We start from the raw sequence: 22,653 nt of genomic DNA, 5'->3' as shown, positions 1-22,653 counted from the left end.
CACACTTTCTCCCCAAAAATGTCGAGCTTTTGTAATCGCTCTGATTTATAGGCATGGTATATTATATGTGTTACGGATTCTGGGGGGAGTGCGGCGAAGGCCGCAATACCCCTTTTTTTGACTCAAATTTATTAAGGAGATGGATTTCTTGCAAACAACTCATCGGCGTTGGCGGCGGCTCGTCATTGCTTCCCTCGCCCTAGTCACGGTCGGCTTAGCAGGCTGCTCTGCCAACAGTTCAGAGGCGGATAAGTCTTACGGTATCAAGGACAACAAGGTAGCGTTAAGTACGGCTCAAATCAAAAAGAACCTGGACGTTAAGGTTCTGACGACGCGACAGGACAAACAGAAGAAGGCAACCGCGACCTATAAGGCGGCGGCCCAAAATTCGAAATACACGTTGGACGACCCCTACGTCAAAGTTAATCCTTACGGAACGTCACCCCTTTCGGCGTTAGTGACGTTCAGTACGGATGACGCTGAGAAGGTTTCCTATACAGTAGTAGGAAAGACGGATCACACATCAATCACCAACACGGTTAAGGGTGGCTACACTAAGAGTCACCAAGTCCCAGTTGTGGGCCTGTACGCGGACACCACCAACAAGGTCAAGATTACGATGACCAACAAGAACGGCAACACTAAGACCAAGACGTTATCCATGAAGACCGGTGAACTTCCGAAGTACATCAAGAGCGCTAAGCTGACGGTCTCCAAGAACGATAAGGATAAAATGAGTATTGGGAAGAACAAGTTGACGATCATGAATCGGACCACCAAGGAACCTTTCGCTATCGATGCGGACGGTGAAGTTCGGTGGTACGACACGAATTACTCCCAACACACTATTGAACAATGGCAAAATGGGCACATCATGATTCTGTCCAAAAAGAATGTGAAGTCCGAAGTTTACAACGACTTGTTGGAAACCGACTACTTAGGTCGGGTTTACAAGGAATACAGTTTCTCTAGCAAAACCAGTAGTACCGATGCCGGAACTGGACAAGGCAGTAAAAAAGCAGCTAAGTCCAAAAAGGAAACTACGGTTATTCACCATGACTTGCTTGAATTACCCAACCATAACTTCTTAGCCACGGTCTCCGACGGATCGAAGTACAAGGAAGACACTATGATTGAGGTCAACCACAAGACTGGGAAGATCGTGAAGGTCATCGACATGAAGAAGCTCTTGCCGAAGTCCATGTGGTCTTCTTACAAGAAGGGATCCGATGGTAAGGTCGATTGGCTCCACCAAAACGCCGTCGATTATGATAAGAATGACAAGAGTATCATTATCTCCAGTCGGAATCAAGATATGATTATGAAGCTCGATTACAAGACCAACCACATCAAGTGGATTTACAGTGGGAAGAAGAAGTCGAGCTGGCCAAAGGCTTACCGGCAATATCTCTTGAAGCCTACTAAGGGGACGACCATCACCGGTGGTCAACACGGGTTATACCTGTTGAACAACGGTAACGGCGCCAAGGCTTCCAGCGAAAACATCATGTTGTACGATAACAATATCGATGTTACGAACGGGAACAAGAAGACGTCAGGTAAATACTCTCAAGCGGTTGAGTATCACGTTAACAGTAAGAAGATGACCATCGACCAAACTTGGGCCTATGGGAAGTCTCTGGGCAAGGACAACTTCACGTCCGTTATCGGGTACGCTGAAAAGCAACCAAACAACAACGTCTTAATCGACTTTGGATACAAGCACAAAGGTGCTGAAAGTAACGTCATCGAAGTCACCAAGTCAGGCAAGCAAGTCTTCAACGTCACGATGAAGAATGCCAGTTCCAAGGCATACGCTTACCGGGCTTACCGGGTACCGTTCTACAGCTCCAGTTACCAATTTGACGCCACAAAATAACAAGGTTCGTTAGCTCAAAAAGCTAACTAGCGCCTTAAAAAGGACCACCCGCAACTGTTGCGGGTGGTCCTTTTAGGTCTGGGTTGGCATCAGACAGCGGTTAAAAATGGCTAAAAAAAAACGCTCAAGGAATTTTCCTCGAACGGCATCTCTCGCTTTGATTGGGCTAGCTGGGTTCGAACCAGCGCATCACGGGATCAAAACCCGTTGCCTTACCACTTGGCTATAGCCCAATGAGTGTGCGTCATCACTGACCCAACAGATAATAATTTTAGCATTGAACCCATGAGTGGCGCAACCCTTTTTTGTATTTTTTTCTAAATGAGTCCCCTTAATCTTGGACCCACGCGGTCAGGCGGGGAAAATACGTCGTGATTCCATTGACCAAGCGTCCGGTGAGAATGGCGGACAACACGGTCCCTTCCCGCACGCCAATCAAGCTGTGCGCGCCCAATAACACCAACGCCACGGCCCCCACCACCATGGCCAGGTCACAGCGGACCTTCATGGTGCCAAACGGGCGGTGAGTCCGCAAGGAAACGGCCGCCGCGATGCCCTCACCGGCCATTACCAACGTCCGCGAGTTGACCTCTAAGAAGACGCCCAGGGCCAGAACTACCAGGCTGATGAGGGTAAGCCCTAGCTGTTGCCAGTAGACGACCGGTTGCAGGGCGTGAAACAACCGCATACAGCCGTCAATCAGCGTGCCGAACACTGCCGAGGGTAGTGTTCCCCCAGCCAAACTCACGGCGTAAGATCGCCCATTCTAAGGCGATAAGCACCACCATAAAGATGATGGTCACCTGACCAATCGTCAGCGGCGTCAAGAGGCTGCCCACGTTGGGGATACTTGAGATGGGCGACGTTCCCAATCCTGCCAACTTCGCTAACTCGACGCTAGCTGCCATTAAGAAGATCCCCAGTAACAATAGAATGATGTGTTTCAGATACCACCGGATCATACGTCACGCTCCCGGGCAATCAAGGTCCGATAAACCGTGGCAAGTTGTCGGTCAAGTTCCGGCGCCGCTACCCCGGCAGCTTGCATCAGTTGTTGCCACCAAGCCGTCATGGTTGTAGTCAACTGGGTCGCGACACGTTGCCCCGTCGCCGTCAGGGTGATTTCCTTGGCCCGCCCATCCGTAGTCGACGGGGTCCGGGTCACCCAGCCTTTTTGGGTCAGAACGGTCAGATCACGGGCCAATAAGCTCGCATCCACGCTCATTTCTCGAGCGATTTGTTGCTGTTGCCGTCCAGGGTGCTCCGCGATGAACATCATCAGGTCACTTTGCGTGGCGCGGATATTCAAGGCTGTCAGTTGCCGATTGGTCTCGTTTTTCGACCGCCGATAAATTCCTGCGATGTACTGGCTAAAATGCATATCCGGCATCGAAATTCCTCCTTAAATTTAATGGACTTATCCACCTTACGCGTTCCTGGCAACCATTGTCAATCCCCAGTTCCCCTGAGTTGACGTTACCGTCCTTGGCACGCTACCATAGAGGTTGTGCACCAGTGATCAACTAATACGCACTTATTTTATGCATTTTTATAATTAGTTATTATTAATAACAAGGAGGTAGTCCTATGGCACCTAAAGTCACCATTAAAACGGTCGCGGCTCAAGCTGGCGTTTCCGAAGCGACCGTTTCGCGGGCCCTAAACGATAGTCCCCAAGTCAAACCCGCGACGCGTCGACGAATCCGCCAACTCGCACAGGATTTGGGCTATCATCCCAACGGGTTGGCCCGCAGTATTCGTACGCAACGCACCAATACCTTGGGTGTGATCATTCCCGACATTCTCAACAACTTCTTCACCAAAATCAGCCGTGCCATCGAAGACACGGCTGCCCAAGCCGGATACAACGTCCTGCTGGTCAACACCGACGAACACTTGGACCGCGAAGCCGATGCCATTGATCTGATGCTCGAAAAACAAGCGGCCGGTATCATCATCGCCAGTGCGGGAGACGCCACCGACTACGCGACACGGTTGGTCACCACCCCCGCCGTCTTCGTTGACCGCATGCCGCCCGCCCAACTTGTGCCGCACTTTGACCGCATCTTAGTCGATAACATCCGTGGGACGCAAGAGCTGGTCAGCGAGATGCTAGCCCAGGGCGCTCAACGCATCGGCATCCTCAACAGTGCCGTGTCCACGACCGCGACCGAACGACTGACTGGTTACCACCAGGCTTTGAAGCGCGCCGGCATTGCGTTTGACCCCGCCATTGAGGTAGCCGCCCGTAGTGACAACAGCAACGTGGCGCAGATGACGCGTCAACTGCTAGTCAACCAACAATGTGACGGCTTGTTAGCAGCGGACAACACCATCGCTAACGGGGTCCTGCGTAAGTTGCCTGACCTCCACCTGCATGGGGTGCATCTGGGGAGTTTCGACGACCAGGACTGGTTCGATTTTCTCCCCCAGCCCATCGTCACTGCCAAGCAACCCATCGCGGCCATTGGCCAAACCGCGGTCGAACGCCTCATTGCCCGCATCAATGAGCCCACCCTAGCTCCTGAAGAATTCCGGTTAACGGCCCAAATCATTACCCACCGACTGACCGCGGACCAAGTTCAAACCGATTAAATAGACCCCAAAACGAGCTGTTCAAGACCTAAAATCCGTCTTGAACAGCTCGTTATTGTTAGTTGTTAATTTCCAGCGACCTTGGCTCCCTGGTCAATTCGGGTCGTTAGGTCAGCTTGATGGGCTTTAATGAAACTTAGTGTCGTAGGCGGAACCAACTGGTCTAATCCCGTCAGATTATGTGCCGCAATGGCCCGCCGCACTTGAGTTGCTGTGATGATTTGCTGACTTGTTTGGGTCGTCTGACGCTCAACGATTTTCACCGCCACTTTGGGGGGCAGTTCCCGTTGAAGGACCTGGTTATAAGTCGCCGTGGTCGTTGAAAACGGCTCGGCACCCAGATACCGGGTGGTGATATTCAAGGCTGGCGCAATCTCATCCCGAAAGAGGCGCGCATCCAAGGTCGTCTGGTAAGTGACCGTTTGGGTCGTCGAAGGTAGGAAGTACGCCGGAAAGGTGGCGTAACTCACCATGTAGTCCCCACCGTTGACGACTACGACGTTATCAAACGCCGCGGTGCCTTGCTGGACGAGCTTGACCCGCTCAGTGGTCCGAAACAGGGACGCATCCGTGTTGACCACGAAAACGTAAACCAGGTCATTTTCGTGGGCGGCTTGATCGATTAGGGCATAGTGCCCGTAGGTAAAAGGGTTGGCATTCATCACGATGCCGGCGACCTTAGCCGTTTTGCTCAACGACGCCGGGGGACGCTCTGCAGGTAATCCTGCACGGTGGGACTACCGGTCTCCAATAAGGCGGCTACCGCAGAGTGCGTTAGCTCGGTGAAACCCACGTGCTGAAAGCTCTGCGAATACTTCAACTTTGTGAAGACCATCAGGTGGAAGATTCCCCGCCGAAAGAGGCGGGTCGTCAGTTCACTGACGATTTGGTTGAAACGCGCCCCGTTGGTCACATCCTGGTTGCAGACGCCGATGTATTTCAAGACGTTGCCCGCTGCAGAGCCCGTCGCGACTAACCGGTCCCCCTCGTAAATACCAATGGTGAAATCGATCTGCTGGACCTCTTTGGCCGAAAAATTCGTAATCCCCAACGATGTGAGAAACGTTTGCCACTCGTTTTTCACCGCTGGATCGGTCAAGAAGAGATCTACGGTACTTGCTGCCATTTTCTAATTCCTCCCGTTCAACGGTCTTAATCTAAGCTTTTCGGTTTCCGAATCGCATCGATGATGGTCCCGTCACGGTATTCGACTAAGGCAACGACCTGGTCGGTAAATTCGACTGGCTTTGGCTTGCCGGCATATTGGTAAGCCAAATCACGCAGTTCTTCGATGGTCTTCAATGGAATGTTGGTATCCTTGAAGGCGGCTAACAAATCCTTGCGCCGTGGGTTGACTGCAACCCCGTAGTCCGTGACCACGATGTCGATACTTTCACCTGGCGTGGTGACAGAAGTCACCTTGTCCCGCACCGTTGGCATCCGGCTCCGAATCAAGGGCGCAACGATGATGGAGACTGAAGCCCCGGCAGCCGTGTCTGGGTGACCACCTGGAGCGCCCCGTAAGATGCCGTTGGACCCTTGAACCACGTTGACGTTGAAGTCCGTATCAATTTCCAACGCCCCTAAGATGACGAAGCTTAATTGGTTAACGAACGCGCCCTTGTTGAATGGGTTGGCGTACTGAGACGCCGAAATTTCAAAGTGATTTTGCGTGTGGGCCGAGGCAACCGCCGCCAAGTCAAAGGACTGGTCGTCCAAGATTTCATTGACGTAGCCGGCTTTGAAGAGGTCTACGATGGGTTCAGTGACCCCACCCATGGCCCAACCGCACTTGATGTGATCCTTTTCCATGTATTGCTTGAGGAAGGTCGTCGTGGCGAGTGATGGGCCACCGGCACCGGTCTGGAAACTAAAGCCGTCTTTGAAGTAGCCGGAGTAGTATATGCATTTCGCCACTTCTTTGGCCATGTTGAGTTCTCGGGTGTCCTTGGTCAACCGCAGGGCACCGGTCGCAATCTTTTCGGGATCCCCGATGGAGTCGACCTTGACCACGTAGTCCACGTCGACACCTTCGATGCTGGCTGGGAAGTTCGGCCCATCGACCAAGGTATCGGTGATGACCACGACCTTATCGGCGTACTTGGCATCGCCGTCCGCGTAAGCTAAGACCCCGGTATCAGACTTACCACCTTTCCCGCTGGCATTACCGTACGCATCACTAGTCGAGGCCCCGATAAAGGCCACGTCGATCTTGACGGTGCCGTCTTCAATCGCGCGGGCCCGACCACCGTGCGACCGGATCACAGCCGGGTGTTTGAGCTTACCTTCGGAGACCACTTCCCCGATTTCGTCACGAATCCCACTGGTGGAGATGCCCGTGACCGTGCCATCTTCAATGCAGGTGACTAAGTAATTATGCGCTTTCCCTAAACTCGTGGCACAAACGGTCAGGTCCTTGATGCCTAACTTATGGATTTCCTTCATGACCATGTTGACCACGTAGTCCCCATCACGTAAATGGTGGTGGAATGAAATCGTCATGCCGTCCTTTAAACCGGACTTCACAACGGCATCATGGATCGAGTCGACCAACTTGTTGCCATCAGGCTTAACGTAGGCCCGAACCGTTGGTGCCGCCTTCTTGTATTGATAACCGTCACGGTAATAGATGCCTTGGAACGGTTCCACACCATTCTTTAAATATTCATCTGGGATGTCGCCGTCCGATTTTGTTAATCATACTAGTGCCCCCTTGTAAATGCCGGCCGCTTTAGCCAGCTTTAAGTTCCGTTGTGCACCTTCGACCCATGCCACGTCGACCATCTTGCCGTCGACCGTTAAGACCCCGACACCATTTTCCTTGCTGTCGTTGACCGCTTGTAACACGTGTTCCGCGTGCTTGATCTCGGCAGCCGATGGGTTGAAGATTTCGTGGGTGATTCCGATTTGCTTGGGGTTGATGCAGGATTTACCATCAAAGCCCATATCCTTAATCAGTTGTAATTCTTTCTTGAAGCCCTCTTCGTTGTCGGTATCGGTGTAGACCGTATCGAAGGCCATGACCCCGGCTGCCCGAGCGGCAATCAACATCTGCGAACGGGCGCCAAAGAGTTCGGTCCCGGCAACGGTCCGCTTAGCGTGCATGGTCCGGGTGTAGTCCCCGGCACTGAGCGCGATCCCCATCATCCGGTCATCGGCCGTGGCGATTTCGTAAGCGTTCATCACGCCTAATGGCGATTCCAACGCCGCCATCAGCATGGTACTGCCGACTGGCCGGTCAAATTCTTTTTCGGCCGCGGTGATCTTTGCGGACGCTTCTTTGACTTCCGCCGCCGTTTCGGTCTTCGGTAACCGAATCCCTTCGGTTCCCCCGGCAACGGCCGCGCGAATATCTTCATTGACGAGGTCCGAATCCAACGCATTGACCCGCACCCAGCGTTCAACACCCTGATAATCCACGTGCTTCAACGTTTGGTAAAGTTGGATCCGAGCTGAATCCTTTTCTCCTTCAGCCACAGCATCTTCCAAGTCGAAGATGACACAGTCCGGATGGTAGACGAACGCGTCCTTAACCAGGGCTGCCCGTTGGGTATTCAAGAAAATCATGGACCGGCGAATACGATTTGTTACAGCCATTTAGAGCACCTCCCAAGGTAAATCAGCCGTTTGGCCTGTCGTCCGGTAAAAGGCCGTTTCAATCCGGGCCTTAATCGTGCAGTCCAACGCCCCTTTATCGACAATCTTAATCAGGCCATCTTCCAGGCCCAACGTCTTCGCCGTGTCCTTGGCGAGTGCGATGATGTGATCACCGTACTGGTCAAACACGCTACTGGTCAATTCCACTTTCACACTTCCGGAATGCGGTAAAATCATGACTTGTGCGTCACTTGATTCCAGCGTTCCAGCAATGGCTTGCGTCGTTACTTTCATCTTGTTCCCTCCCAAGTTAATTTCTTTACAACTTTATCTTAGCCACCGGTCGTTGCCGCTGTAAAAGGTTAAAAAAGCATTGGCGCCATGCACAAACCGCCTGGCGGTAAAACTTGATTAGGCCGATTTGCAATGGCCGGGTATAATGAACCATAAGAAGGGATGGGTTTGTATGGATGCTAAAGATATCGAAATGTTGCTGGCCCTCGATCGGACCCACAGCATTACCCGCGCGGCCGAGTTGCTCTTCATCAACCAATCGTCACTCTCCAAACGCCTCAAGCACTTGGAGACCAGTCTCCACCGAACATTGGTCATCCGGTCGAACCAGGGCATCACGCTGAGCCCCGCGGGAAACTTAGCGGTCAAAACAGCGAAGCAAATGCGCCAACTCGATACCGAACTACGCCAGACTTTAGCGACTCCAAACGACCTGCCCATGCAAGGGACTTTAAATCTAGGGTGTTCCGTCAATTATGCTCAATATGGGTTACCAGACCTGTTGGTAGCGTTTCGGCGGGCCTATCCGCAGGTACAATTGAACATCACCATTGACTACAGCCGAACCATCTTTCAACGGCTGCAGGCCGATGACATCGACATCGGCATCGTACGCGGCGAATTCACGGGGCACCTCTATAAACAGGTGATGACCCGCGAACCCATCGCCCTGATCTGCAAAGAAGAACGGGACCTGACCCGGTTGGGAGAGCTCCCGTTCATCCACCGAAAAACGGACTACCATTTCCAAGGCCAAATGCACCGTTGGTTGGCGGCCCATCACATTTCCGCCATCACCCACCAGACCATCACGGTCGATAGCCTGTCCTCGTGCGTGGCGTTCGTGGCCCACGGTCTCGGTTGGGCTTTGGTCCCAAACATTGCGTTGCACCACTTCACCGGCTACCGTCAAATCCTCACGTTAGATGGCCAACCCTTCACCCGGCAGACCTACTTGATGGTCAAACCGGCCCGGGCCAACACGCCCATCGTGAGTGCGTTTCGCGCCCTCGTCCCCCCGGTCTCAGCGGGTTAATCAAAAAAGCTGCCACCTCTCATGCGTTGATACGCGTGAGAGGTGGCAGTTTTTACAAATAAGAGGACTAGTCTTTAGGCCCCATGATTTCAAATTCAAAGTCGTAATCCCGGTCGGCGGGCAACCGGTACTGCGGTTCGATGTCGGCGCCCCAACTGTCGATGCCGCCAACACCCCGGACGGCCCCGAAAACGGTCAGAACCGTCCGCCGCAGCGGTGGCAATTCCTCGATATGGGTCGCATTTTCCAATTCTTCGGCCGTGTACGGCAAACAACTGAAATTGAACGGTTGACTGGTCTGTTGCACGGTCAGGGTAAATGGGTCGTCATCCGGATCCGCGTTGTTCAGCGTGGTCGTCCGGGTCACCGTGACCTGACTGTTGGTCATGTGCATCCCGCATTCCTGCGGCACTAAGTAAGGCGTGACCGGTAAACCCGTGACGTCATAAGTCCCAGGTTGGCCGCCAGCTAGCCGGTCCGGGTAGGTTTCTCCAGACAGGCCCTGGTACTGAAAGCCCTGAGCAGCGGTCGGCATGATGACTCGCAACCCTAACGCCGGTAACGCGGGCAAGCGGTCTTGCCCCGTAAAGTGAGCGTGGACCACGATAGTTCCCGTCCCATCGACGCGGTAGCTGACCGTCATGGTGGTCTGCGGTTGGGTGGCCGTGGTGTAGGTGAAGGTCACGGTCACGCTGTTGGCTTGTTCGTGGTCGGTGTACTGGTTGTTGACCGGCGCAATCGGCAGTGGAATCGGTTGATCATCCACGGCCACCTCGACTTTAGTGCAGGTGCTGAACAAGTCCGCTCCCAGCCACATTGCCGAGGTCTCCGAGAAATGGTTGCCGCGGTCATTATCGGTCGTGGCCCGCCAAAAGGTCGGCTTGGGCACCCGGTAGAGCCATTCCTTGCCGTGGTGCTTGAGCGACTCCAAGCCACCCCGTTCATAACTGAAAATGTACTGGAATCCGGAACCGTTCAATCCCAGGGTCCCATCACCATAAACCACGTTCACTTTAGCGGTCGTATTTGCCATAGTAGTAGCTCACCTCCTGCAGTGCGGGCTTGGGCGTCCGGTCCGCAAATAATAAGCCATCGCCCGAAAATTCATAGTCGGAGTGCCGGTCGTCGAAATCCCCGCCGTAACGCAGGACTGGCCGCCCGGTCACTTCATCGTCAATCAATAATGCTTGATCGATATAGTCCCAGATGAACCCGCCTTGATACATCGGATACTGGTCAATCAGATCCGTGTAACTATTCATACCACCTAAGGAGTTGCCCATGTCGTGCATGTACTCACAGTTGACGAACGGCTTTTGCGGGTCGTGGTCGAGGTACTCGCGAATGGCCTTGGGTGGATCATACATCATACTTTCCATGTCCGAGATGCGGTCCTGGTAGACCCGGTTGCGGCAAACGCCTTCGTAGTGGGTCAAACGTGTCTGGTCATGGTCGTGGTAGTACTTATCCATCGCCGCGATGTCATCGCCGGCATAGGACTCATTGCCTAATGACCAGAAGAGGATTGCCGGATGATTCTTGAAGGCCTGGTAATTACTCCGGGCCCGGTCCAAGACCGCCCCCTGCCATTGTGGCAGTGACCCGGGAACGTTATCAGAAGGTTCCACGGCGCCCATTTTTTGCCAGGTCCCATGGGTCTCCAAATTGTTTTCGGCCATCATGTAAATACCGTTTTGATCACACAGGTAGTACCAGATAATCTGGTCCGGATAATGACAAGTCCGCACTGCGTTGATGTGGTGGGCCTCAAAGACTTGCAGATCGTATCGCATATCGGCCAAGGTCACACTGCGACCGCGCTTAGCATCCCATTCGTGGCGGTTGACGCCGTTTAAAATAATGCGGTGACCATTCAACTGCATGACCTTGTCCTTGAGTTCGACACGCCGGAAACCAACACCATAGGGGATGACCTCTAAAATCTTTCCCGTGGCGTCCAGGACTTCCAGACGTAATTGGTAAAGGAATGGATCCTGATGGTCCCATAAATGAACGTTGGGGACTGAGACGTGGTCGACGTGCACTTCGGCCTTGACGGGCAGCGTCTGGTCAATGACCACGTGGTCGTCAGTTTGCAACATGACTCTGACCTGCGCCTGAGCTTGCGCCGCATCATCATTCAACTTGAGGCGCAAATTAAAGTCTCCGGTCGTCAGATCGTCCAACACGTTGGCTCGAATCGTCAGGTCGTTGACGTGTACGGTCGGTTGGGCAACTAGCCGCACGCTGCGAAAAATACCAGAAAAACGGAAGAAGTCCTGGTCTTCCAAGAAGGCCGCGGTACTGCGCTTAAAGACCTCGACCGCGAGTAGATTTTTGCCGGCTTGTAAGTACGGCGTCAGGTCAAATTCCGACTGGCTGAAACTGTCTTCGGCATAGCCGATGAAGTGACCGTTGAGCCACAGGTACATGGCTTCTTCGACCCCGTCGAATTGAATGACCACTCGGTGTCCCTGGAGCTCGGGGTTCAGGGTGAAGGCTTTGAGATAGGCGCCGACCGTGTTGTCAGCCCCCTGGCTAAACATCCCCGGCATCCCGGTGGTGTCACCTAAGGTGTAGGCCGGACGTCGATAAGCCTTTCCTTCCCACGGGTACAGCGTATTGGTGTAATGGAGCTGACCATAACCGGCTAACTCGATGTGTCCCGGCACCTGGATCTCGTTAAAATCATGATGGTCATAATCCGGCTGTTCAAAACCTACCGGCCGCTCGCTGGGCGTTTGCGCAAAGGCGAAACGCCAGGTCCCGTCCAGGCTTTGAACAAAGCTGCTTTGCTGCGCCTGCACTTCAGCCACGGACCGGTAGTAGCGGTGGTCACTGTGCGCGGGTAACTGGTTGACCCGGTAAGTCTGCGGATCATCTAACCATTTCAAATCAGCTTGCAACAATAAGACCTCCTTTTCAAGTTTATAAAGCGTTTACATTTACTTCCATGATTATTGTACTACAGGCGACCGGTGATTGTCGCCACCGGTCGGTATTTTTCGTCTCCTGGCCCCCAGCCCCTTAATTTTCACAAAGAAGCGCTTTAGTTTGAAAATATTGCTGAAAACGCCCGGCATTAAGCGTATGATTAGAAATGCTGCTGTTTCACCCACGCTTTCTCACGAAAACGCTTGTTCACTGAGTGGTAGAAAAAATTAAATGGGGTTTAAATTGCACATGCACTATTCATTATTGATTCGCTGTTTCGCCGAGTTCCTCGGGACTGCTATCATGGTCGGTTTAGGAAACGGATCCGTAGCTAACGTTGAGCTCAAAGGTACCAAGGGTTACCACGGTGGCTGGGTCTTGATCGGCATCGGGGTCATGATTCCGGCGCTGATGTTCGGCACCATCTCTGGCGCCCAAATCAACCCGGCCATGACCATCGCCCAAGCGGTAGTCGGCAACTTTGCCTGGGGTGAGGTCCTTCCCTACATAGTGGCGCAACTACTCGGCGCCATCGTCGGCCAACTGGCCATCGTCTTGGCCTACAAGCCGTACTACGACAAGACCGAAGATGCCGAAGCCATTCTGGGCACCTTCGCCACCATCGACGCGGCCGACAGTAAACTGAACGGGTTTATCACCGAATTTATCGGGACCTTCCTTTTAGTCTTAGGGGCGGTCTTCATGACGGCCGACAAACTCGACCCGCGCGCCGATTTCATCGGCCTGGGCTTTCTGGTGATGTGTCTGGTCATCTCCTTCGGGGGCCCGACCGGACCCGCCTTGAACCCAGCCCGGGACTTAGGTCCACGCCCGCTACACGCGTTGTGGCCGTTCAAGTATAAGGGTGGTTCGCAATTCGGTTACAGTTGGGTGCCCATCGTGGCGCCAATTGCTGGAGCCACGGCGGCCACGTTACTCTACCAAGTATTTAGCTAATCGAAAAGGATGCTTAGTGACTACCTCCGTAGCCACTAAGCATCCTTTTTAATGTGTCCTAAAGTTAAATTTTAGTACGTGAAGGGTTCCTCACCTAAGGCATGTTGGGCCGCCAGGTTCAAGAGGCTCCATTGCCGGTCGAAGCCTGGTTGGAAGAAGAAGTCGGCTTCGGCTAAGTCTTCTAGCCGCAGACCATGTTGCACGGCTAAGGCAATCACGTTGCCTTGAGCGGTGATGTCGTAAGAGGATAAGACGGCACCCCCTAATAACACGTGCGTCGTTGGGTTGAAGAACAACTGAACGTAAACGTCCGGGTTGCCCTTGTCACTTGGCACGTACTTTGGCCGCAAGGTGGTGTGGTAGAAGTCCTTGGCCAACGTCACACCAGCGCGCTTGGCGGTAAAGGAATTCAAGCCACTTTCGGCAAAGTGGTCGTCAAAGACACTCAAAGCGGAGGAACCAACTAAGCCCTTGAAGGGTTCAGCGGGTTGCTTCTCGAATAAGTGCTTGACCACGTAACGGGCTTCACGCCGCGCAACCGTAGCCAAAGCAATCGGCACCTTGGTTTGGGCCGGAATCGAGTACGCTAACGTGGCGTCCCCGATGGCGTAAACGTCGGGTAAGTTCGTCCGTAAGTAGTTGTCGACCTTGATCCAACCACGGTTGTCCAAGTCGATAGTGCCCTTCAACCAGTCGGTGTTTGGTTGGACACCGGCCGCTTGAATGACCACGTCACTGGCAACGTCGCTGTCGGTGGTTTGGACCGTTTGCACGGCCTTGTCACCGGTGTAGGCGGTAATCTTAGCATTCATTTGTAAGTGAATGCCTTCGTCGGTCAACTTTTTGGCCAAGATGTCGGTCATTTCGCTGTCCAGATAAGTCCCCAATGGCCGGTCGATGACGTCCATTAAGGTGACGTTCTTGCCCGCCTTGCGACTGGCTTCGGCCGCTTCGATACCGATGTAGCCGGCACCGATAATAGTCATGTTCTTAACGGCTGGGTCGGCCAGTTTTTCTTTAATCTTTAAGGCCCAATCCTTGCCCCGCATCAGAAAGACGTTGTCCAGGTCGGTCCCCGGAACGGGTAAGGATTTGGGTGTCACGCCAGAACTCAAGATCAACTTGTCATACGGTTGGTCCAGCGTTTCGTTCTTGGCGTGGTCCACTACCGTCACGGTCTTTTGATCAACGTTGATCTTAGTGACCTCATGCCGGTCTAAGACGTGGACGTTCGGCTGTGGAAAGTCATCAGCGCTGAAATTACGAACGTCGTTAACGTCGGTCACGCTGTTTTCCAAGTAGAGTTCCATCCCACATGACATGAAGGAGATGAAATCCCCCGCTTCAAATAACGTAATGTCAACATCGTTGTAACGACTGAGTGATTCTAAGATTGCTTGGTGGCCCCCATGGGAAGCACCCACAATCACGATTCGTTCTTTTGACATCAAAAGCCTCCTCTAAATTAGAATGATTCTTAGCTGACAGATTAAGAGTACCGCAGTTGCCACGAAAATGCAAACCAATTTGACCAGCGAAATTTTAAGAAAATAGAGCTTGCACCATCGGTTGGCGGCGTTGCCAGTCGACCTGCCGTTGGAGGTTGTAGGGCTGCTGAGTTAGAAAGTCAATAGGTCGGCTCGTTCCGGCTGGTCTAAGCGTAGATAGCCCCGCGGAATGGTCACGGTCGGCACCACGGCGCGCAGGTCGGGCAGCGTCACGGTGTGGGCGAGTCGATACGTGGCCGTGATAGGAATTGCCAGGCCACTGGTTTTGTCTTGAAAGTACCCCATGGTCGCCGCGAAGGTGTCGTGTTGCATCATATTGCCAAACTTCGCCAACGTCGCCGGCGTCCCTTGGTGGGCTGCGTCGCAACGCATGAAAAATTGCACGCCGCGACCAGTGGTGTAGACGAAGGCCTGAAACGCCTGCGGGAAAAAGCGTTTGCGAAACTCGACAATCTTATGACCGGATAACACGGCCGTAGTGGCTTTCGGATGCAGTGCCATCAACAGCGTTGGCACCTGGGGATCATAAATCGTTGTAATCGGTTGGGTCACAAAAAAACTCCTTTAATCGCGGTAGCGGGTCCTGCCCGCACCGCGTTTCAATAGTACAGTCTTCTTTATCATAGCGCACTTGCCCCGATTTTTCGGCCCCTAAGTTTCGAAATAACCTGCGACTAAGTGGCTATAAGCATTTTTATTATTAATAATTAAATTATCAATCGGTTTGATTTTGGGCAAACTGACCTGGTCAAGCCACTGATTATAAATATATTTATGCAAGGGATTTCTTAATGTTCTAGTTTTACGTTTTACTAGTGACTACAAAGTCATTTTTTGCAATATAATTAAATAAATATCGAAATTTCTAAACGAAAAACGTTGAAATCGTTCGGTTATTTGCTAAACTTAATGAGAATCAAGCTTTACTACACGACATATTTGAGGAGTGAGTCACATGCAGTTACGTGGTCAGGCCAAACATCTCGTTTTAGGCTTAGCCCTATTAGCCCTGCCCCTAACCTTGTTCGGGTGTGGGAAAACAACTAGTGCCACCAGTTCATCCAGTTCGGCGGGCTATAGTCCCAAGCAACTGACGGTCGAATTCGTGCCGTCCCAAAACGCCGGCACGCTGGAAGCCAAAGCCAAGCCCTTGGAAGGCCTGTTGAAGAAACAACTCGGCATCCCCGTGAAGGTCAGCGTCTCCACCGACTACAACACTATCGTGGAAGCCATGGGATCCAAAAAGGTCGACGTCGGCTTCTTACCACCTGACGCCTACGTTCTGGCTCACAAGCAATACAAGGACAAGGTCCTATTACAAGCCCAACGGTACGGGTTGAAGGAACCTAACGACCAGACGACCAAGCAATTGGTCAACTACTACCGGTCTGAAATCTTAGTGCGCAAAGATAGCGGCATTAAGAATTTAAAGGACTTGAAGGGCAAGAAGATTGCCGTGCAAGACACCACGTCGACGTCGGGTTGGATCTTCCCGGCCGTTGAAATGTTGGAACACGGGGTCAACATCAACAAGGACCACATCAAGACCGTGCAAGTGAAAGGGCATGACCAAGGCGCTCTTTCCGTCTATAACAAGAACACCGACGCGGCCTTTGTTTTCCAAGGCGCCCGAGCCATCGTCAAGAAGGATGCCAAGGATATCTACCAAAAGCTGACACCCATCTACACGACTGGTAAGATTCCTAACGACACTATCACCGTCCGTGGCGACATGAACGCCAAGTGGCAACAAAAGGTGGCCAACGCCTTTAAGGCCATCGCCAAGACCAAGAAGGGCCACGCCATCATTTCTAGCGTATACTCCCACGAAGGTTACGTTGACTCTAAGGACAGTAACTTTGATATCATCCGTCAATACGATAAAAAGGCCGCCGAATTAAACAAATAAGCGGCTCACTAAAAGTAGCGAAGGGCCCGTCCCTTGGCTACTTTTTTACCAGGTTCCCATTATTTTTCAAGGAGGCAACACCATGGCAGCCACGCAACCCGCTACCGATTCAATCATTTCGTTTCGTCACGTCAACAAGGTTTACGCCAACGGCACCGTTGGCTTAAAAGACATCAATTTCGACATCCCCCGCGGCCAATTCTTAGTCGTCGTCGGCTTATCCGGGGCCGGGAAAAGCACCCTGCTACGGACTATCAACCGGCTTCACGAGATTTCCTCCGGCGAGATTCAAATCGACAACGAAGCCATCAGTGCCTATAAGGGCAAGGCCCTGCGACAGTTACGTTGCCACATTGGCATGATTTTTCAAAACTTCAACTTAGTCAAACGTTCCAGTGTGGAAAAAAATGTCCTGTCCGGGTTGGTCGGCTACTACCCGACTTGGAAATGTGTGCTAGGCCTCTTTAGTGCCCACGACCACCAACGCGTCGTCCAAGCCCTCGACCGGGTCAGTCTGACGCCCAAGATCTTTGCCCGGGCCGACGAACTGTCCGGGGGCCAACAACAACGGGTCGCCATCGCCCGCACCCTGATGCAAGACCCGCACATCATCTTGGCCGACGAACCCGTGGCCTCACTAGACCCGCGGACGTCTAAGGACGTGATGGATACACTCAAACGCCTGAACCGCGAAGACGGCATCACGGTCATCGTCAACTTGCACTCGGTCGCCATTGCCCGTCAATACGCGGACCGTATCATTGGGTTACGCGCCGGTGAACTGGTCTACGATGAGCCCATCGCCAACGTCACCGAAGCTAACCTCGACCAAATCTATAACTAACCTTTAGGAGGGTTTTGCATGGCAAATCCAGAAGTGCCCCACCGCCCCTGGACCCAACGCTACCACGTGGCGGCGATTGGGTGGAGCGCCCTGTTAATCGCGCTACTCGTGGCGTCATCCATCATGACGGGGGCTAACTTTAGCATCTTCTTAGCCAATATCGATCAATTCTTTGCCTTACTGGGTCAAATGTCGCACCCCACCTGGGCTTATACCAAAATCATTATCCAACCGCTTTACGAGACCATCCAAATGGCGCTGTTGGGGACCACGATTGGGGCCGCACTGGCGGTGCCATTTTCCTTACTTGCGGCCAGCAACTTGGTCACTAACCAGATTTTACGTAACCTGATTCGGTTTTTCTTGGACCTGGTGCGGACCCTGCCCGATTTATTAATGGCCGCCATCTTCGTGGCCATCTTCGGCATCGGGTCCACCGCCGGGGTCGTCACCTTGGCGATTTTCTCGTTCGGGATGGTCTCCAAACTCTTCTACGAAGTCATCGAGACCATCGACATGGGGCCGCTGGAAGCTTTGAAATCCGTGGGCGCCAGCAAGGTGACCTTGATTTGGTACGCCGTTTTACCGCAAATTTTGAACCAATTCGTCAGCTACTTCCTCTACACCTTAGAAATCAATGTACGGGCCTCGACCGTCCTGGGGTATTTAGGGGCCGGGGGAATCGGGGTCTACCTCCAACGCTCGCTGGGCGAATTCAACTATGGTGCCACGGCCGTCATTATCCTGGCGACGCTGGTCGTCGTCTTGATTATCGACGGCTTGAGTAACCACCTAAGGAGGGTTCTGTTGTAATGCAAACCACACTCTCGCACCATCCTTTGCCCAACAATCTTTGGCATCGCTGGCGCTGGCTCTTGTGGCTGGTCCTCGTGGCCATCGTTTACGGCTGGGCCGTTGGCGGGCTACACTTCACCGGGATTCAAGAATCGGCCGGGAGCGTCTCCCGCTCGATTCTGGCCGGCTTAGCCCACCCCGATTGGGCCTACGTCTATAACGGCAGTGGTGAAGACCTGGTGTCTTTGATTATCCAAAGACCTTCGTGTCGGCTATCATCAGCGTGCCGTTTGCCTTCTGGTCCGCCCGAACCGAGCACGAATGGGCCCACTTACGCTCCGGGAGTGGTAAGGTCGTTTTGACCCTGATTCGGACCTTCCCGGAAATCGTCTTAGCCATCATGTTCATCAAGGCCGTGGGGCCGGGATCCTACGCCGGGGTCTTGGCCGTCAGTATCCACTCGATTGGGATGCTGGGCAAGCTCTTCAGTGAATCGCTAGAAAACATGGACCGCGGCGCCGAAGAAGCCATTTTGAGTTCCGGGGGCAATCGCAGCGAGATCTTTACGCTGGCGACCATGCCGACCATCATGCCCGAGTTCATCTCGTACACTCTCTACCGGTTCGAAATCGCCGTGCGGTCCGCTTCCATCTTAGGGATGGTGGGTGCCGGCGGGATCGGAACGCCCATGATTTTTGCGATTCAGACCCGGAACTGGCCCCGCGTGGGGATTATTCTTTTAGGGATCATCGTTATGGTTTTATGCATTGATTCGTTATCCGAACAACTACGAAAGAAGTTGATTTAATGACGCGTTTAAAGCTCATTTCGACCAGTGATGTTCACGGGTACCTCTACCCAACCAACTATAGTAGTCCCGCCGACCGCCGTCCTTATGGCTGGTTACGGGCGGCAACGTTGATTCGTCAGCTCCAGCAAGCCGACCCGGACGCGGTCACGTTGACGCTAGACTTAGGCGACTGGATCCAAGGCTCGTCCTTTGCCAGCTACCTGGCCACCCAGGCGCCCCAACAAGCCCCAATCTATGCCAAGTTACTCAACGCGTTGCACTACGATGCCAGTATCTTGGGCAACCACGACTTCAACTACGGGTTACCCTACCTGCGGGCCAGTCAAGCGGGACGCGACTTTCCCGTTCTAGCGGCCAATATCGCGGGCGCTCACGACCAAGACATCAGCGATGCGCCCTACCAGATTTTCGAACAAAAGGGCTTGAAAGTCGCGGTCCTGGGCTTGACCACCACCTATGTCCCCGTCTGGGAAGTGCCGAGCCACATTCCCGGACTAAACTTTCAATCGGCCGTGGCCACGGCGCAACGCTGGGTCTCGAAACTTCATGATTTGGCCGATGTGGTCGTGGTGGCCTACCACGGCGGTTTTGAAGCCGACCTGAAGACTGGGACCCCGACCGAACGGGATACTGGCGAGGACGAAGGTTTTCGATTATTGACCCAGGTCCCCGGTATCGATGCGCTGTTGACCGGTCACCAACACCGGCAAATCGCTGGCGTCTACCACGGTGTGCCGACCACTCAACCGGGCGACAAGGCCGTGGCGGTGGGTGAAATCACCCTTGAGGTGGTCGACCACCACGTCGTTTCCAGTAGCGCCACGCTCCATTCAACGGCCGCTGCCGTGCCGGACCCGCTGATGAGCGCCCAAACGATTGCGCTGGAGCACCACGTCCAAGACTGGCTCGACCAGCCCATCGGCAAGTTGACCGGCGCTAGCATGGCCGTGACCGACCACCTGGCCGCCCGGCTTCACGGCCACCCGTATTTGGAATTCATCAACCGAGTCGAAATGATGGCCGGTCACGCCGACATCGCCGCGACCGCCCTCTTCAACGACGACGTTCTAGGCTTACAAGCCACCGTGACGCGCCGGCAATTGTTGAACAGTTACCCGTACCCCAACACTTTGGTGGTTGAACGCATCACGGGTCAAGACCTCCGCGCGGCCCTCGAACGCTGCGCCAGTTTCTTTACGGTCCAGCCGGATGGACGCGTCGAAGTCACACCGTCATTCATCCATCCCAAAACGCAACTTTACAACTACGACGTTTACGACGGCATCGACTACACCTTCGACCTCCGCCAACCCGTCGGTCACCGGTTAGTGCGGTTACGCTACCACGGTGATCCGGTTCGTGCCGACCAGGAACTGACCATCGTCATGAACCAGTACCGCGGTCACGGCGGCGGACAATACCCGATGTTTCAAGCCAATAAAATCATTCGGGAAGTCAACTCGGACATGGCCGCGTTAGTCCAAAACTATTTCCACGACCATCCCGTGGTGACCGGGATTACCCCGAAAAACCTGACCGTGCACGCCTAAAGTCAATATTCTCTTAAACCGCCACCGCAAGCGTCTACTCGGTGGCGGTTTTTCGGGCAATTGACCCCACGCTTTGCGGTTTTTATCAAAAGAGATTATAATTAATTGTCAGTATAGTTTAGATTAAGTGATATTTTGTTCGTTAAATGTCATCCCATAGGAGCGCGCCAACATGAAAAAATGGAAACCAATCGTCGTTGTAGCCAGCCTGTTACTCCCGCTGATCGCGGGATTTGCTCTCACCACCACCGCCCAAGCCGCAACGACCGCCACTAAGACCACGACCACTACGAAAAAGGTCAAAAAAGCCGTGAAGAAGTCAACCAAGAAACCGCACTATTACCTCATCGTCATGGGACACGGTGCCGGCGATCCAGGGGCTCGGGGAAACGGGACCACTGAAGCTAAGGCGTTGCGGAAAGTCTTATTACCGCAACTCCGCAAGTACGCCAAGCAGGTCAAGCATAGCAAGGTCACCTTTTACAATCGGCAAATTACAAGTTTAATCCGAACAAGCCCGGAATCTTTCAATGGCAGTCTGTTGATGATGTATTTTTAATGGTCGTTGATTAATTAGTTCAAGTGCTGCTAGGATCTCATCAGTCGTTACTTGGCTAAAATTGGTCTTTTTCGGGAAGAACCAGCGTAACCGTCTATTAAAATATTCATTGGAACCTCGCTCCCATGGTGAATATGGATGGCAAAAATAAACTTTGATCTGATAATCCTGTTCTAAGGCCTGATAATTGGCAAACTCTTTACCATGATCAACAGTAATGGATTTTACTTGGGGACCGAAGGCCCCCATAAACTTGCCAAAGGCGGTGTTTAGAGCCTTAGCCGTTCTATTAGGGGCTTTGATGGCCCATAGAAGTCGGGTCTTACGTTCTACGAATGTAACCAGACATGATCGTGACTCACCTCGACTAGAAAGCACCGTATCTACTTCCCAATGACCAAAAGCTAACCGTTGATTAACAGTTGTTGGCCGTTGTTCGATGGAAGTCCCACTTGTAAATTTCCCACGATTTTCGCTCACTCGGTGCTGGCGGACATTCCGATTGGGTAGATCAGTCAATTTGAAGGGGAGCCAGCCACGATTAAGCCAATTATAAATTGACGCAGTGCTCAAGTTATAAGCGGCCGCAATGGTTTCTGGTGACCAGGTTAATCGTAAGTGATTGGTAATTAAAGTCGCTAATGCTGCCGTCAGCATCGAACGACGACCGCAATTCCGCCTTTTGCGATCTGCATCTTGCTGAGCTAATTCTGGATCATAAGGTTTAACCCGGTCCAACTCATAGCTAATCGTAGCTTTGGCGACGCCTAAGGCGTCAGCCATTACTTGGTAAGATTTATTCCCCTCATTGACCAGTTGTGCTAGTGCGCCACGTTGAAAACGTGATAAAGTAGATGTACCCAAAGTAATCACTCCCTATATTGGTTGGAATTAGCTACTACCATTGTAAGTGATTGCTTTGGGCTTTTTAATTTCTGTTCGGATTAATTATAGAATTTGCCAATCCGAAAAAGAATCTGGTCTCGGACACCCTTTATCATCACAAGGGATCGTATAAGATCAACAAACATACCACGGTCATCATGTTCCATCTGGATGCCGCTGGGGGCCAGGGCGGTCACGTCATCATCCACAAACGCCATCCCAACAAACGGGACAAACGCTTAGCCCAGGTCATCAAAAAATACATTGGTTTAAATCGTGCCTACCGCGGCTACAGTTTTCGGACTGACTTACACAACTGTAACGTCTTACGACACCGCGGCATCGACTACAGTTTGGTCGAATCCGGATTCATCACCAGCAAACACGATTACCGCAACTTAAAGAAACATCGCGCGAAGCTGGCCAAGGCCTACATTGAAGCCATTACGCACGAGAATTTGAATACCAAAAAGAAATAGTGGGTTTACTTGCCACTGAAA

At 52.8% G+C, this 22,653-nt stretch carries 20 protein-coding genes, 1 tRNA gene and 3 pseudogenes; 11 read left to right on the top strand and 13 right to left on the bottom strand.

Features of this window, described 5'->3' with window-relative positions:
• The first annotated feature begins 139 nt into the window (after positions 1 to 139).
• The gene (locus H3M12_RS04325) at positions 140 to 1,879 is read left to right on the top strand and encodes an aryl-sulfate sulfotransferase (protein WP_137975626.1); all 1,740 of its coding nucleotides are present in this window, start codon (positions 140 to 142) and stop codon (positions 1,877 to 1,879) included.
• A gap of 161 nt (positions 1,880 to 2,040) precedes the next feature.
• Here H3M12_RS04325 and H3M12_RS04320 read toward each other — a convergent pair.
• The 4 genes from H3M12_RS04320 to H3M12_RS04310 form a co-directional block, all read right to left on the bottom strand.
• Positions 2,041 to 2,112, bottom strand: a tRNA-Gln gene (locus H3M12_RS04320).
• Between the two features lie 98 nt (positions 2,113 to 2,210).
• On the bottom strand, positions 2,211 to 2,567 hold the full coding sequence (locus H3M12_RS12860; protein ID WP_225423533.1) for a hypothetical protein: 357 nt from the start codon (positions 2,565 to 2,567) through the stop codon (positions 2,211 to 2,213).
• A gap of 7 nt (positions 2,568 to 2,574) precedes the next feature.
• Positions 2,575 to 2,841: a hypothetical protein gene (locus H3M12_RS12855; protein WP_225423532.1), complete on the bottom strand. Its 267-nt coding sequence runs from the start codon at positions 2,839 to 2,841 to the stop codon at positions 2,575 to 2,577.
• On the bottom strand, positions 2,838 to 3,269 hold the full coding sequence (locus tag H3M12_RS04310) for a MarR family winged helix-turn-helix transcriptional regulator (RefSeq protein WP_170954985.1): 432 nt from the start codon (positions 3,267 to 3,269) through the stop codon (positions 2,838 to 2,840). Before H3M12_RS04310 ends, H3M12_RS12855 begins: the two co-directional genes overlap by 4 nt.
• Positions 3,270 to 3,466: 197 nt before the next feature.
• On the opposite strand from H3M12_RS04310, the gene H3M12_RS04305 reads away from it, so the two are divergent.
• Positions 3,467 to 4,474, top strand: coding sequence for a LacI family DNA-binding transcriptional regulator (locus H3M12_RS04305; RefSeq protein ID WP_182150966.1), 1,008 nt, complete (start codon positions 3,467 to 3,469; stop codon positions 4,472 to 4,474).
• Positions 4,475 to 4,539: 65 nt separating this feature from the next.
• Here H3M12_RS04305 and citC read toward each other — a convergent pair.
• From citC to citD, 4 genes and pseudogenes are all read right to left on the bottom strand, one after another.
• Positions 4,540 to 5,600: pseudogene (gene citC / locus H3M12_RS04300) on the bottom strand ([citrate (pro-3S)-lyase] ligase).
• A 26-nt stretch (positions 5,601 to 5,626) separates the two neighbouring features.
• A pseudogene (gene citF / locus H3M12_RS04295) lies at positions 5,627 to 7,175 on the bottom strand (citrate lyase subunit alpha).
• The gene (locus tag H3M12_RS04290; protein ID WP_129032837.1) at positions 7,172 to 8,071 is read right to left on the bottom strand and encodes an aldolase/citrate lyase family protein; all 900 of its coding nucleotides are present in this window, start codon (positions 8,069 to 8,071) and stop codon (positions 7,172 to 7,174) included. The pseudogene citF and the gene H3M12_RS04290 overlap by 4 nt, the downstream one beginning before the upstream one ends.
• The gene (gene citD / locus H3M12_RS04285) at positions 8,072 to 8,365 is read right to left on the bottom strand and encodes a citrate lyase acyl carrier protein (RefSeq protein WP_182150965.1); all 294 of its coding nucleotides are present in this window, start codon (positions 8,363 to 8,365) and stop codon (positions 8,072 to 8,074) included.
• A 172-nt stretch (positions 8,366 to 8,537) separates the two neighbouring features.
• Here citD and H3M12_RS04280 point away from each other — a divergent pair, with 172 nt between their 5' ends.
• Positions 8,538 to 9,401, top strand: a complete 864-nt coding sequence (locus H3M12_RS04280) for a LysR family transcriptional regulator (RefSeq protein ID WP_170954984.1) — start codon at positions 8,538 to 8,540, stop codon at positions 9,399 to 9,401.
• A gap of 67 nt (positions 9,402 to 9,468) precedes the next feature.
• On the opposite strand, the gene H3M12_RS04275 is transcribed toward H3M12_RS04280, so the two are convergent.
• Both H3M12_RS04275 and H3M12_RS04270 read right to left on the bottom strand, forming a co-directional pair.
• Positions 9,469 to 10,434: a beta-galactosidase small subunit gene (locus H3M12_RS04275; RefSeq protein ID WP_129032834.1), complete on the bottom strand. Its 966-nt coding sequence runs from the start codon at positions 10,432 to 10,434 to the stop codon at positions 9,469 to 9,471.
• The gene (locus tag H3M12_RS04270; RefSeq protein ID WP_182150964.1) at positions 10,415 to 12,307 is read right to left on the bottom strand and encodes a glycoside hydrolase family 2 TIM barrel-domain containing protein; all 1,893 of its coding nucleotides are present in this window, start codon (positions 12,305 to 12,307) and stop codon (positions 10,415 to 10,417) included. The genes H3M12_RS04275 and H3M12_RS04270 overlap by 20 nt, the downstream gene beginning before the upstream one ends.
• Before the next feature lie 277 nt (positions 12,308 to 12,584).
• On the opposite strand from H3M12_RS04270, the gene H3M12_RS04265 reads away from it, so the two are divergent.
• On the top strand, positions 12,585 to 13,292 hold the full coding sequence (locus tag H3M12_RS04265; RefSeq protein ID WP_129032832.1) for an MIP/aquaporin family protein: 708 nt from the start codon (positions 12,585 to 12,587) through the stop codon (positions 13,290 to 13,292).
• 71 nt (positions 13,293 to 13,363) lie between these two features.
• Here the strand turns inward: H3M12_RS04265 and H3M12_RS04260 are convergent, their stop codons facing one another.
• Both H3M12_RS04260 and H3M12_RS04255 read right to left on the bottom strand, forming a co-directional pair.
• Positions 13,364 to 14,740: an NAD(P)/FAD-dependent oxidoreductase gene (locus H3M12_RS04260; RefSeq protein ID WP_182150963.1), complete on the bottom strand. Its 1,377-nt coding sequence runs from the start codon at positions 14,738 to 14,740 to the stop codon at positions 13,364 to 13,366.
• A gap of 171 nt (positions 14,741 to 14,911) precedes the next feature.
• The gene (locus tag H3M12_RS04255) at positions 14,912 to 15,352 is read right to left on the bottom strand and encodes a hypothetical protein (protein WP_182150962.1); all 441 of its coding nucleotides are present in this window, start codon (positions 15,350 to 15,352) and stop codon (positions 14,912 to 14,914) included.
• Positions 15,353 to 15,755: 403 nt separating this feature from the next.
• Here H3M12_RS04255 and H3M12_RS04250 point away from each other — a divergent pair, with 403 nt between their 5' ends.
• From H3M12_RS04250 to H3M12_RS04225, 6 genes and pseudogenes are all read left to right on the top strand, one after another.
• Entirely contained in the window at positions 15,756 to 16,709 is a 954-nt protein-coding gene (locus H3M12_RS04250) for a phosphate/phosphite/phosphonate ABC transporter substrate-binding protein (protein WP_129032829.1), read from the top strand.
• Between the two features lie 82 nt (positions 16,710 to 16,791).
• Complete coding sequence (phnC, locus tag H3M12_RS04245; RefSeq protein ID WP_129032828.1) at positions 16,792 to 17,553, top strand: phosphonate ABC transporter ATP-binding protein; 762 nt, start codon at positions 16,792 to 16,794, stop codon at positions 17,551 to 17,553.
• Positions 17,554 to 17,571: 18 nt separating this feature from the next.
• Positions 17,572 to 18,366 (top strand): phosphonate ABC transporter, permease protein PhnE, encoded by a 795-nt coding sequence (phnE, locus tag H3M12_RS04240; RefSeq protein WP_129032827.1) that lies wholly within the window; start codon positions 17,572 to 17,574, stop codon positions 18,364 to 18,366.
• A pseudogene (gene phnE / locus H3M12_RS04235) lies at positions 18,366 to 19,156 on the top strand (phosphonate ABC transporter, permease protein PhnE). The gene phnE (H3M12_RS04240) and the pseudogene phnE (H3M12_RS04235) overlap by 1 nt, the downstream one beginning before the upstream one ends.
• Entirely contained in the window at positions 19,156 to 20,709 is a 1,554-nt protein-coding gene (locus H3M12_RS04230; RefSeq protein ID WP_129032826.1) for a bifunctional metallophosphatase/5'-nucleotidase, read from the top strand. The pseudogene phnE (H3M12_RS04235) and the gene H3M12_RS04230 overlap by 1 nt, the downstream one beginning before the upstream one ends.
• Before the next feature lie 172 nt (positions 20,710 to 20,881).
• Complete coding sequence (locus H3M12_RS04225) at positions 20,882 to 21,268, top strand: N-acetylmuramoyl-L-alanine amidase (protein WP_182150961.1); 387 nt, start codon at positions 20,882 to 20,884, stop codon at positions 21,266 to 21,268.
• Here H3M12_RS04225 and H3M12_RS04220 read toward each other — a convergent pair.
• Positions 21,212 to 22,132 (bottom strand): IS30-like element ISLsa1 family transposase, encoded by a 921-nt coding sequence (locus tag H3M12_RS04220; RefSeq protein WP_057717442.1) that lies wholly within the window; start codon positions 22,130 to 22,132, stop codon positions 21,212 to 21,214. The genes H3M12_RS04225 and H3M12_RS04220 overlap by 57 nt on opposite strands.
• 179 nt (positions 22,133 to 22,311) lie before the next feature.
• Between H3M12_RS04220 and H3M12_RS04215 the strand changes: the two genes are divergently transcribed.
• On the top strand, positions 22,312 to 22,632 hold the full coding sequence (locus H3M12_RS04215) for an N-acetylmuramoyl-L-alanine amidase (RefSeq protein ID WP_325065017.1): 321 nt from the start codon (positions 22,312 to 22,314) through the stop codon (positions 22,630 to 22,632).
• The last annotated feature ends 21 nt before the right edge of the window (positions 22,633 to 22,653 follow it).

The organism is Levilactobacillus suantsaii, assembly GCF_014069315.1.
Lineage (GTDB): Bacteria > Bacillota > Bacilli > Lactobacillales > Lactobacillaceae > Levilactobacillus > Levilactobacillus suantsaii.
Note: the sequence above shows the minus strand (reverse complement) of the source record. Positions and strands in the feature narration are given on the sequence as shown.

Excerpts from the sequence above, each read along its gene's own strand:
- H3M12_RS04230 (WP_129032826.1), top strand. The coding sequence starts at position 19,156 with ATGACGCGTTTAAAGCTCATTTCGACCAGTGATGTTCACGGGTACCTC.
- H3M12_RS12855 (WP_225423532.1), bottom strand. The coding sequence starts at position 2,841 with ATGATCCGGTGGTATCTGAAACACATCATTCTATTGTTACTGGGGATC.
- phnE (WP_129032827.1), top strand. The coding sequence starts at position 17,572 with ATGGCAAATCCAGAAGTGCCCCACCGCCCCTGGACCCAACGCTACCAC.
- H3M12_RS04275 (WP_129032834.1), bottom strand. The coding sequence starts at position 10,434 with ATGGCAAATACGACCGCTAAAGTGAACGTGGTTTATGGTGATGGGACC.
- H3M12_RS04225 (WP_182150961.1), top strand. The coding sequence starts at position 20,882 with ATGAAAAAATGGAAACCAATCGTCGTTGTAGCCAGCCTGTTACTCCCG.
- H3M12_RS04325 (WP_137975626.1), top strand. The coding sequence starts at position 140 with ATGGATTTCTTGCAAACAACTCATCGGCGTTGGCGGCGGCTCGTCATT.
- H3M12_RS04290 (WP_129032837.1), bottom strand. The coding sequence starts at position 8,071 with ATGGCTGTAACAAATCGTATTCGCCGGTCCATGATTTTCTTGAATACC.
- H3M12_RS04260 (WP_182150963.1), bottom strand. The coding sequence starts at position 14,740 with ATGTCAAAAGAACGAATCGTGATTGTGGGTGCTTCCCATGGGGGCCAC.
- citD (WP_182150965.1), bottom strand. The coding sequence starts at position 8,365 with ATGAAAGTAACGACGCAAGCCATTGCTGGAACGCTGGAATCAAGTGAC.
- H3M12_RS04310 (WP_170954985.1), bottom strand. The coding sequence starts at position 3,269 with ATGCCGGATATGCATTTTAGCCAGTACATCGCAGGAATTTATCGGCGG.
- H3M12_RS04215 (WP_325065017.1), top strand. The coding sequence starts at position 22,312 with ATGTTCCATCTGGATGCCGCTGGGGGCCAGGGCGGTCACGTCATCATC.
- H3M12_RS12860 (WP_225423533.1), bottom strand. The coding sequence starts at position 2,567 with ATGCGGTTGTTTCACGCCCTGCAACCGGTCGTCTACTGGCAACAGCTA.
- H3M12_RS04305 (WP_182150966.1), top strand. The coding sequence starts at position 3,467 with ATGGCACCTAAAGTCACCATTAAAACGGTCGCGGCTCAAGCTGGCGTT.
- H3M12_RS04280 (WP_170954984.1), top strand. The coding sequence starts at position 8,538 with ATGGATGCTAAAGATATCGAAATGTTGCTGGCCCTCGATCGGACCCAC.
- H3M12_RS04265 (WP_129032832.1), top strand. The coding sequence starts at position 12,585 with ATGCACTATTCATTATTGATTCGCTGTTTCGCCGAGTTCCTCGGGACT.
- H3M12_RS04250 (WP_129032829.1), top strand. The coding sequence starts at position 15,756 with ATGCAGTTACGTGGTCAGGCCAAACATCTCGTTTTAGGCTTAGCCCTA.
- phnC (WP_129032828.1), top strand. The coding sequence starts at position 16,792 with ATGGCAGCCACGCAACCCGCTACCGATTCAATCATTTCGTTTCGTCAC.